This is a genomic window from Sodalis sp. (in: enterobacteria) (assembly GCF_047607725.1).
Lineage (GTDB): Bacteria > Pseudomonadota > Gammaproteobacteria > Enterobacterales > Enterobacteriaceae > JBLKSS01.
In genome coordinates, this window is sequence record NZ_JBLKSS010000127.1 from 19,443 (window position 1) to 28,208 (window position 8,766).

Genomic DNA, 8,766 nt, shown 5'->3' on the forward strand with positions numbered 1-8,766 from the left:
CCGACCTGCTGCGTCGTGGATGATGTGTGATTTTGTGGCGCCATCCGCACCGAGGCCATGCGGCTAGACACCCGCCAAGCCGCCGGGGTTGGCCTTAAGCACTGATGGGATTTTCGATACCGGTCTCGTTTTGCCGGTTGGAGGGCACGCGGGTAAACGTTTTATCCTCCCAGCGCAGCAGGGTCAGTTCCCCACCCCAGCAGCAGCCGGTGTCGAGCCCATAGATATGCGCCGGTGTTCCCTGGCCCATTAGCGAAGCCCAGTGGCCGAAAACGATGCTGTAGCACTCGGGCACCGGTCCCGGTAGCGCAAACCAGGGCCGTAGCGGCGCCGGCGCTTTATCCGGTATATCCTTGCAGTTCATTTCCAACTGGCCGTTGGGAAAGCAGTAGCGCATGCGGGTGAACACGTTGGTACTGAACCGCAAACGCGCCAAACCGCTCAGCTCCGGACTCCAGTTGTTCGGCATATCGCCGTACATGGCGTCGAGGAACAGCGGATAGCTGTCGCTGCTGAGCACCGACTCCACCTCCCGTGCGCACTGGCGCGCCGTCGCGAGATCCCACTGCGGCGTGATGCCGGCGTGGGCCATCACCAATTTTTTCTCCTCATCCACCTGCAGCATCGGCTGACGGCGCAGCCAGTTGATTAATTCATCGGCGTCCGGCGCTTCCAGCAGCGGTGTAATGCGATCTTTCGGCTTATTGCGGCTGATACCGGTATAGACCGCCAGTAAATGCAGATCGTGATTGCCCAACACCATACGTACGCTATCGCCCAAACTGCGCACCAGGCGCAGCACCTCTAGCGAACCGGGGCCGCGCGCGACCAGATCGCCGGTCAGCCACAGGGTGTCCAGCGCCGGATTAAACTCAACTTGCGCCAATAGGATTTTCAGCTCGTCGAAGCAGCCGTGAATATCACCGATTAAATAAGTCGACATAGCTAGTTTATAAGAGAAGGAATTGCCAGGCGGAAGACGGGGATCGCAACGTGAAACCCTTGTCCCTGATCATCGACCATATCGTAATGGCCCTGCATGGTGCCGAGCGGGGTTTCCAACACCGCCCCGCTGGTATATTGAAACTCGCCGCCGGGAAGGATGCGCGGCTTTTCGCCCACCACCCCTTCACCCTGGACCTCGATCTCCTGGCCGTTGGCGTTGGTGATAAGCCAATAACGCCCCATCAGCTGCACGGGATGCCGTCCCAGATTGCGCAGTGTGATGGTATAGGCGAAAACGTAACGATCCTTTTCTGGCTGAGACTGTGTCTCTATGTACATGCTCTGAACCTGAACGCAGACACGGGGCGAGTTAATCATCAAAGCACTCCTGTTAGTCTTGTGAAACGGGGCGCTCCGCCAGCACGTTAGCTAACCGGCAGTAATGCTCAACGCTCAAATTTTCCGCGCGCAGCGTCGCGTCGATACCCTGTTCCGCCAGCTGTTGCGCACTAAAAATATTGCCCAGGCTATTGCGCAGCGTCTTGCGGCGCTGGTTGAACGCCAGCCTGGTCAACGTGGCCAGTTTACTCAAATCGCGGACCGGGAACGGCAGCGTAGCATAGGGCACCAGCCGCACCACCGCCGAATCCACTTTCGGCGCCGGCCGAAACGAGGTCGGCGGCACTTCTAGCACCGGGATGATGTTGCAGTAGTACTGCGCCATCACGCTCAAACGGCCGTAGGCCTTGCTGTTCGGGCCAGCCACCAGCCGGTTGACCACCTCTTTTTGTAGCATAAAGTGCATATCGCGAATGGCATGAGTATAGCTGAAAAGGTGGAACATAAGCGGCGTAGAAATGTTGTAGGGCAGATTGCCGAATACCCGCAGCGGCTGGCCCCGTTCGGCGGACAGCGCGGCGAAATCCACCGTCATGGCGTCCTGCTGCACGATGTTTAGCTTGGACTGCAAGAAAGGATGAGTGGCCAGGCGAGCGGCCAAATCACGGTCAAGCTCGATAACGGTCATGGCGTCGATGCGCTCCGCCACCGGCTCGGTCAGGGCGCCCAGACCGGGGCCGATTTCCACTATTGCCTGGCTGGGCTCGGGATGAATAGTAGTAACAATAGCATCAATAATTGAGCTATCGTGTAGAAAGTTCTGGCCGAAACGCTTGCGCGCCAGATGCCCCTGATGAACGCGGTTATTCATTACGATGTCTTATCATGTCGATGGCGAGATTAAGCGCCGTTTTGATACTGCCGGCCTCCACCTGTCCCGATCCGGCCAGCTCCAGGGCGGTGCCGTGATCGACGGAGGTACGAATGAAGGGGAGCCCCAGCGTGATATTGACCGCCCGGCCGAATCCCTGATATTTCAGCACCGGCAGACTCTGATCGTGATACATAGCCAGCACCGCATCCGCCTGCTGCAAATATTTCGGTTGAAATAGCGTATCGGCAGGCAACGGACCGACCAGATTATACCCTTTGGCGCGCAGTGTATCCAGGGCAGGCGTGATCACCTCGATTTCTTCCCGGCCCATATGGCCGCCTTCGCCGGCGTGGGGGTTCAGCCCGCAGACATAGATGCACGGCTGCGCGATACCGAATTGCCGCTTGAGATCCCGGACCAGGATCGTAATGACTTCATCCAGGGACCGGCGGGTGATGGCGCCCGGAACCGCCAGCAGCGGCAAGTGGGTGGTCGCGAGCGCGACACGCAGCGACTCGGTGGCCAACATCATGACGACGCGATCGCGGCCGCTGCGCTCGGCGAAATATTCGGTATGGCCGCTGAACGGCAGGCCGCCGTCGTTAATGATGCCCTTATGCACGGGACCGGTGAGCAGCGCTGCGAACTCGCCGCTGAGGCAGCCGTCGCAGGCGCGGGCCAGGGTCGCTATCACATAATGGCTATTGGCGGCATTGAGTTCGCCGGCAATGACCGGCGCCGGCGCCTCGATGGCCAGCACCGTTAGTTTCCCGGCCTGCCGCGGCGTAGCCGGCTCTTCGGGACGATAGGGGTGCAGCCGCAGCGGCAGGTTGAGCTGTCGCGCCCGCGCCGTCAATAGCGCGGGATCGGCGCATATCACCAGCTCGACCGGCCACGCCTGCTGGGCCAGTATGGCGACGAGATCGGGTCCTATCCCGGCGGGTTCGCCGGGGGTGATGACAATGCGTTGATTATTGCCCATTGTTGTCGATAATTTTCACATAGGCGGACGCGCGCTGCTCCTGCATCCAGGTTTGCGCCTCTTCGGCGAACTTGCGGTTAAACAGCAGCCGATAGGCGCGGTCTTTTTGGGCGGCGTCGGTGCGATCCACTTGGCGGGTGTCGATAAGCTGAATCAGATGCCAGCCGAAGGACGAATGCACCGGCGTGCTGATTTCCCTTTTCTTCAGATGCATCAGTGCATCGCGGAAGGCCGGGTCGAATGCATCGGCGGAGCTCCAGCCCAGATCGCCGCCCTGATTGGCGGAACCCGGGTCCTCGGACAGCTGTTTAGCGGCGGCGCTGAAGCTGAGGCGGCCGCTCTTGATTTGCGCCGCGATATCCTCAAGCTTGGCGCGAGCCTGTTGATTGGTCATCACCACCGAGGTGCGCAAAAGAATGTGGCGCGCATGCACTTCGGTGACCGTCACTTTTTGATCGCCGCCGCGAATGTCGTTGACTTTCAGGATATGAAAACCGACGCCGGAACGGATCGGGCCGACAATGCTGTCCTTCTGAGCGCCCTGCAATCGCGCCGCGAACAGCGACGGCAGCTCTTCGAGTTTCCCCCAGCCCATTTGACCGCCTTTCAGCGCCTGCGGGTCAGCGGAGTAAGTGATTGCAAACTTGCCGAAGTCTGCGCCGTTCTTGCTTTGTTCGACTAAAGAATTGGCCAGCGCTTCCGTTTTATCCAACTGATCCTGGGTCGGGTTTTCCGGCAGCGGAATAAGAATATGGCTAAGATTGAATTCCGCGCCGTTACCGGTTTGGGCGGCGATCTGCTGCGCCAGCGAGTCCACTTCCTGCGGCAAAATAGTCACGCGGCGGCGGACTTCGCCGTTGCGCACTTCGGCAATCAGCATCTCTTTGCGGATTTGCGCCCGGTAGGTGTTGTAGTCCATACCGTCATAGGCCAGGCGGTTGCGCAGCTGATTGAGGGTCATGTGGTTCTGGGCGGCGATATTGCCGATAGCCTGATCCAGCTGCTCGTCGCTGATGGTGATATTGGCGCGCTGGGCCAGCTGCAGAATGATGTTGTCCATAATCAGCCGGTCGAGGATCTGGCGGCGCAGCGTCGCGTCGTCCGGCAGTTGTTGATTGGCTTCCTGAGCGCCGTGTTTCACCGTGGTCAGCATGCTGTTCACATCACTTTCCAGGACGCCGCCGTTGTCCACCACGGCGGCAACTTTATCCACGACCTGCGGGGCGCCATGGGCGCACAGGGCGAGGGCGAGGGCGAGGATAAACGTTCTCCAGTTTTTCATAACTTTTCCATATATATCAGCCGCATACGCGGATTAAGTTCAATGTTTGCGTCGAGACTGCAGCATTAAAACGCCCGCTGATAGGGGAGAATGCCGGATCCCAGCATCTTGTCCGTACCCAGGCCATAATTGCTGCTCAAACCGCGCAGTTCAATATTAAACGACACTTTGTTGTCGTACTGGCTGGAACTGTCGGTATTGTTCCAGCCGGTGATCTTCCGCTCATAGCCCACATTGATAGCCCAGCAGCAGGTGTTGTATTGCAGGCCGACCAATTGGTCCGCCGGCTGGTTGGCCTTGGTATCGTAATAATACGCGCCGACCAGCGACCAGCGGTCAACCAGCGGCCAACTGCCGGTGACCCCCACCTGTGAAATGCCCTGTTGATAGCCGGGATGGCTAATGYCGGACAGCATCTGCTCAATATATTGCGGGCTGGCGTAACGGTAGTTCAGCTGTAGGATGCGGTTCTCGTCGCGCCGGTACTCCAGCACCGCATCGCCCAGCGCAACGCTGTTCAGACGGGAGTCATACTGCAGGCCGCCGCGGACCCCCCACTGATTGCTGATACGCCAGTAGCTATCTCCCGCCCAAACCACGTTGCCGGTATTATCATAATTATCCCAGGTGCCGGTGATATCACCGGTACGGGGCCGCGAGAAGTAGAAGTAGTAGATTTGACCCACGGAGGCGTTAAATCGTTCCACGCGCTGATCGTCATAAATTCGGGTGGTCACGCCGCCCGCCAATTGGTTGGCGGACGAAATACGGTCGAGGCCGCTATAGGTGCGATCGCGGAACAGGCCGGAGTAGTCGGTTTGCAGGATAGTGGAGTCGTAAACGCCGATATCGTTCTGGTTGCGATAGGGGACATACAGGTATTGCAGCCGCGGCTCCAGCGTCTGCGTGTAATCGGGCGCGTAATCCATATCACGCTCGAACACCATCTTGCCATCGGTTTTAAACTGCGGCGAAACCCGATTGACCGACCCCTTCAGGTGACGGCCGGTAGTGGTATTCTCGTTGTAGTAATCGATATTTTCCTGCTGATAGTGGGTGGCCATCAGCTTGGCTTCGGTATTCAGACTACCCCAGCGGTTGGCCAGCGGCAGGTTGAGCGTGGGCTCGATATGCAAGCGGGTGGCTTCGGGATAGTCGTTGTTAACGTTGGTGAATTTGGCCGCCTGGCTGAATACCTTGAGGTCAAAGGGACCGATGTCGTTTTTATAATAGGTCAAGTCGAACTGGGGCGCGGCGCGGTAAGCGTCGCTACTATTGGTGTCAAAGACCTGGAACTGCTTGTACGACAGGGCGGAGTCCCAGTTTTCATCGGCATAGCCGAAGCTGAATTTTTGCGTGGCGTAGCCGTCGGTGGTGCTGCCGTACTTGGAATCCAGATCGTCGAAATAGTTGGAGTCGCTGACTTTGGTGTAGTCGACGTTGAAACGCCACACCTGATCCATGACGCCGTTATGATGCCAATAGAGCAGCCAGCGGTCGCTGTCGCTGGCGTGCTCGCTGCTGTAAACCCGATCTTTGGGCAGCCAGTCAAATTCCACCAGCCCTTCGCCCGGGGTCGTCAGATAGCGGAACTCGGTCTGGATCTGGGTGCCGCGTTTACTCATGTAATTCGGCGTGATGGTGGCGTCGTAGTTGGGCACCAGGTTCAGGTAGTAGGGCGCGCTGAACTCGAAGCCGTTGTTGCTGCCGTATTTGGCATTGGGGATAAGGAAACCGGAGCGGCGCTTGTCGCCCACCGGCATTTGCAAATACGGACTGTAGAAGACCGGCACCTTACCGATTTTAAAGCGCGCGTTCCAAATCTCGGCGACTTGCTCCTCGCGGTCGTGGATCACTTCCGAACCGACCACGCTCCAGCTGTCGTCACCCGGCAGGCAGGAGGTAAAACTGCCGTTTTCCAATACCGTGTAGCGGTTATCGCCGCGCTGTTTCATGGTATCGGCGTCGCCGCGGCCCTGCCGGCCCACCATCTGGTAATTACCCTGATAGACGTCGGTATCTTTGGTGTTGAGATTAGACCAGGCTTTGGGGCCCTGCAGTTTGATCTCATTGCTGGCATAATTGACATTGCCGGTGGCGGTAACGGTACGCAGCAGCGTCTGGTTTTGCTCCTGGCGCTGCGTGAGCTGCACTTCATCGGCGGTGAGCGTGCTGTTGCCCTGCTCAATATCCACGTTACCGCTAAATAGCGCATGATCGGGATAATTCGCCGCGGTTTTGTCGGCCTGTATATGCACCGGCAGCGTGTTGGGGTCGCCATTGACAAGAGGTTTGGTATAGGCCAGCACGCCCAACAGGCATTGATCCGCCAGAGCGGCCAGCGCCTGCTGGCTATAGAGAGCGGACCCGATAAGGCTGGCCAGCAGTGTGGGTAAACGTTTTTTCATAAGCGTTTTTCAGGTGTTCCGTCATCCAGGGCTTATCGCGGCAAACGGTCAGAGACTATATCACTCATAAGCGTTGCGCCAGTGTTAAATCCTGCCGTTTCGCCGCGCACCGTTAGGCTTAGCGTTAAATGACAGGTATGATAAAGCAATTTTGTACCGACGGCATGATGAATTGAGGAGTATATGCGTTATTGGGGTAAGCTGTTGGGCGTTATTGTGGCGATTTGGTCAGGCGGCGGTTTTTGGGCCATCGTACTGGGCCTGCTGATTGGCCATATGGTGGATAAGGCGCGGGGCGCCCGCGTGACCGGTCCCGGCTATTTTTCCGATCAACAAACCCGGCAAAACGTTTTTTTCCGCACCACTTTCCAAGTGATGGGCCATTTAACCAAGTCCAAAGGGCGGGTCACCGAGGCGGACATCGTAAACGCCAATAGGCTGATGACGCGGATGCAACTGAATGATGCGCTGAAAAGCGCCGCGCAGGAGGCGTTCCGCGAAGGGAAAGATAGCGATTTCCCCCTGCGCGGCCGGCTGCGCGAGTTTCGCCAGGTCTGCTTTGGCCGCTTCGATCTCATCCGCATTTTTTTGGAAATCCAAATCCAGGCGGCCTTCGCCGATGGTTCGCTGCACCCCAACGAGCGGCAGGTGCTGTACGTCATCGCCGAAGAGCTGGGCATCAGCCGCGGCCAGTTTGATCAGTTCCTCAGCATGATGGAGGGCGGCGCGCAGTTCGGCGGTCAGCATGAGTCTTACCAGGGCAGTTACCGCCAGCCGGGATGGGCGCAGGGACCGACCCTGGAGGACGCCTGCAAAGTGCTCGGCGTCAGTCCCCAGGACGATGGCCCGACGATTAAGCGTGCCTATCGCAAGCTGATGAGCGAGCATCATCCCGACAAGCTGGTCGCGAAAGGGCTGCCGCCTGAAATGATGGAAATGGCCAAACAGAAAACGCAAGCGATCCAGCAGGCCTATGATCTTCTAAAGCGGGAAAAGGGCTTTCGCTAAGCGGCAAAAATGCCCTGGGCTAACCGACGGGCGCAGACCGTGCCCGGCGGTTTGGGTGGGGCAAAGCACGCCGAGGAACGGCATGTCGTGCCGCGCGTTTCCCGCACCGGCAAGGGAAAAGCGGCGGTTTAGAAATCAAATCCGCCTCGCAGTGAAAATGAATCGGCGAGCCGTAGTGGGGATGGGTGATGGCCAGGGTTTGGGCGTTGAAGCATCAACCGCGGCGCCATGGCTTTGGCCGCAGGCGTAGCGTAAAACCCGTCGCCCAGGATGGGATGACCGAGGGACTGCATATGCACCCACAGCTGATGCGAGCGACCGGTCAGCGGCGTCAGCCGCACGCGGGCGCTGTGATCGGGATCGCGGGATAGGACCTCATAGTGGGTCAACGCCGCTTTGCCGGTGTCGAAACAGACCTTCTGCCACGGCCGGTTTGGCCAGTCGCAGATAAGCGGCAGGTCGACGTCGCCTTCATCGCGCGCGGGATGCCCCCACACCCGGGCGATATAGGTTTTGCGCGGCTCGCGCTCACGAAACTGGCGTTTCAATTTACGCTCCGCGGCCTTGGTCAGCGCCACCACCAGCACGCCGCTGGTGGCCATATCCAGACGATGCACCGATTCCGCCTGCGGGAATTCCGCCTGTATCCGCGTCATGATGCTGTCTTTGTGCTCCAGCGCCCGCCCGGGCACCGACAATAATCCGCTCGGCTTATTGACCGCCATGATATGCGCATCCTGGTACAGGATATGAATGTGGGCTTCATAAGCATTCATAAAGGGTCAGACCTCGTAAAAAAGGTAAGCGCCCCGTGGAGGACGTCTTGAATTATTGGTGGGTTTGTTGTATGAGACAGTAAACCTACGTTACACGCTTATGCTCATTGTATTTTCACATTGTATTGATTTTAATAACTTTTATTTCCATC

At 58.2% G+C, this 8,766-nt stretch carries 7 protein-coding genes and 1 pseudogene; 1 reads left to right on the plus strand and 7 read right to left on the minus strand.

From position 1 onward, the window contains the following. Nucleotides 1-94: 94 nt before the first annotated feature. From apaH to lptD, 6 genes are all read right to left on the minus strand, one after another. Entirely contained in the window at nucleotides 95-943 is an 849-nt protein-coding gene (gene apaH, locus ACMX3H_RS11580; RefSeq protein ID WP_415210959.1) for a bis(5'-nucleosyl)-tetraphosphatase (symmetrical) ApaH, read from the minus strand. Nucleotides 944-945: 2 nt separating this feature from the next. Beyond that, nucleotides 946-1,323, minus strand: a complete 378-nt coding sequence (gene apaG / locus ACMX3H_RS11585; RefSeq protein WP_415210960.1) for a Co2+/Mg2+ efflux protein ApaG — start codon at nucleotides 1,321-1,323, stop codon at nucleotides 946-948. A gap of 13 nt (nucleotides 1,324-1,336) precedes the next feature. Then, on the minus strand, nucleotides 1,337-2,155 hold the full coding sequence (gene rsmA, locus ACMX3H_RS11590; protein ID WP_415210961.1) for a 16S rRNA (adenine(1518)-N(6)/adenine(1519)-N(6))-dimethyltransferase RsmA: 819 nt from the start codon (nucleotides 2,153-2,155) through the stop codon (nucleotides 1,337-1,339). Continuing rightward, on the minus strand, nucleotides 2,148-3,140 hold the full coding sequence (pdxA, locus tag ACMX3H_RS11595) for a 4-hydroxythreonine-4-phosphate dehydrogenase PdxA (protein WP_415210962.1): 993 nt from the start codon (nucleotides 3,138-3,140) through the stop codon (nucleotides 2,148-2,150). Before pdxA ends, rsmA begins: the two co-directional genes overlap by 8 nt. Further along, entirely contained in the window at nucleotides 3,130-4,422 is a 1,293-nt protein-coding gene (gene surA, locus ACMX3H_RS11600) for a peptidylprolyl isomerase SurA (RefSeq protein ID WP_415210963.1), read from the minus strand. Before surA ends, pdxA begins: the two co-directional genes overlap by 11 nt. A 65-nt stretch (nucleotides 4,423-4,487) precedes the next feature. Further along, nucleotides 4,488-6,830: an LPS assembly protein LptD gene (gene lptD, locus ACMX3H_RS11605; protein WP_415210964.1), complete on the minus strand. Its 2,343-nt coding sequence runs from the start codon at nucleotides 6,828-6,830 to the stop codon at nucleotides 4,488-4,490. Nucleotides 6,831-7,013: 183 nt separating this feature from the next. On the opposite strand from lptD, the gene djlA reads away from it, so the two are divergent. Further along, nucleotides 7,014-7,838: a co-chaperone DjlA gene (djlA, locus tag ACMX3H_RS11610; protein WP_415210965.1), complete on the plus strand. Its 825-nt coding sequence runs from the start codon at nucleotides 7,014-7,016 to the stop codon at nucleotides 7,836-7,838. A 139-nt stretch (nucleotides 7,839-7,977) separates the two neighbouring features. On the opposite strand, the pseudogene rluA reads toward djlA, so the two are convergent. After that, nucleotides 7,978-8,614, minus strand: a pseudogene (rluA, locus tag ACMX3H_RS11615) (bifunctional tRNA pseudouridine(32) synthase/23S rRNA pseudouridine(746) synthase RluA); the annotation flags it as partial. Between the last annotated feature and the right edge of the window lie 152 nt (nucleotides 8,615-8,766).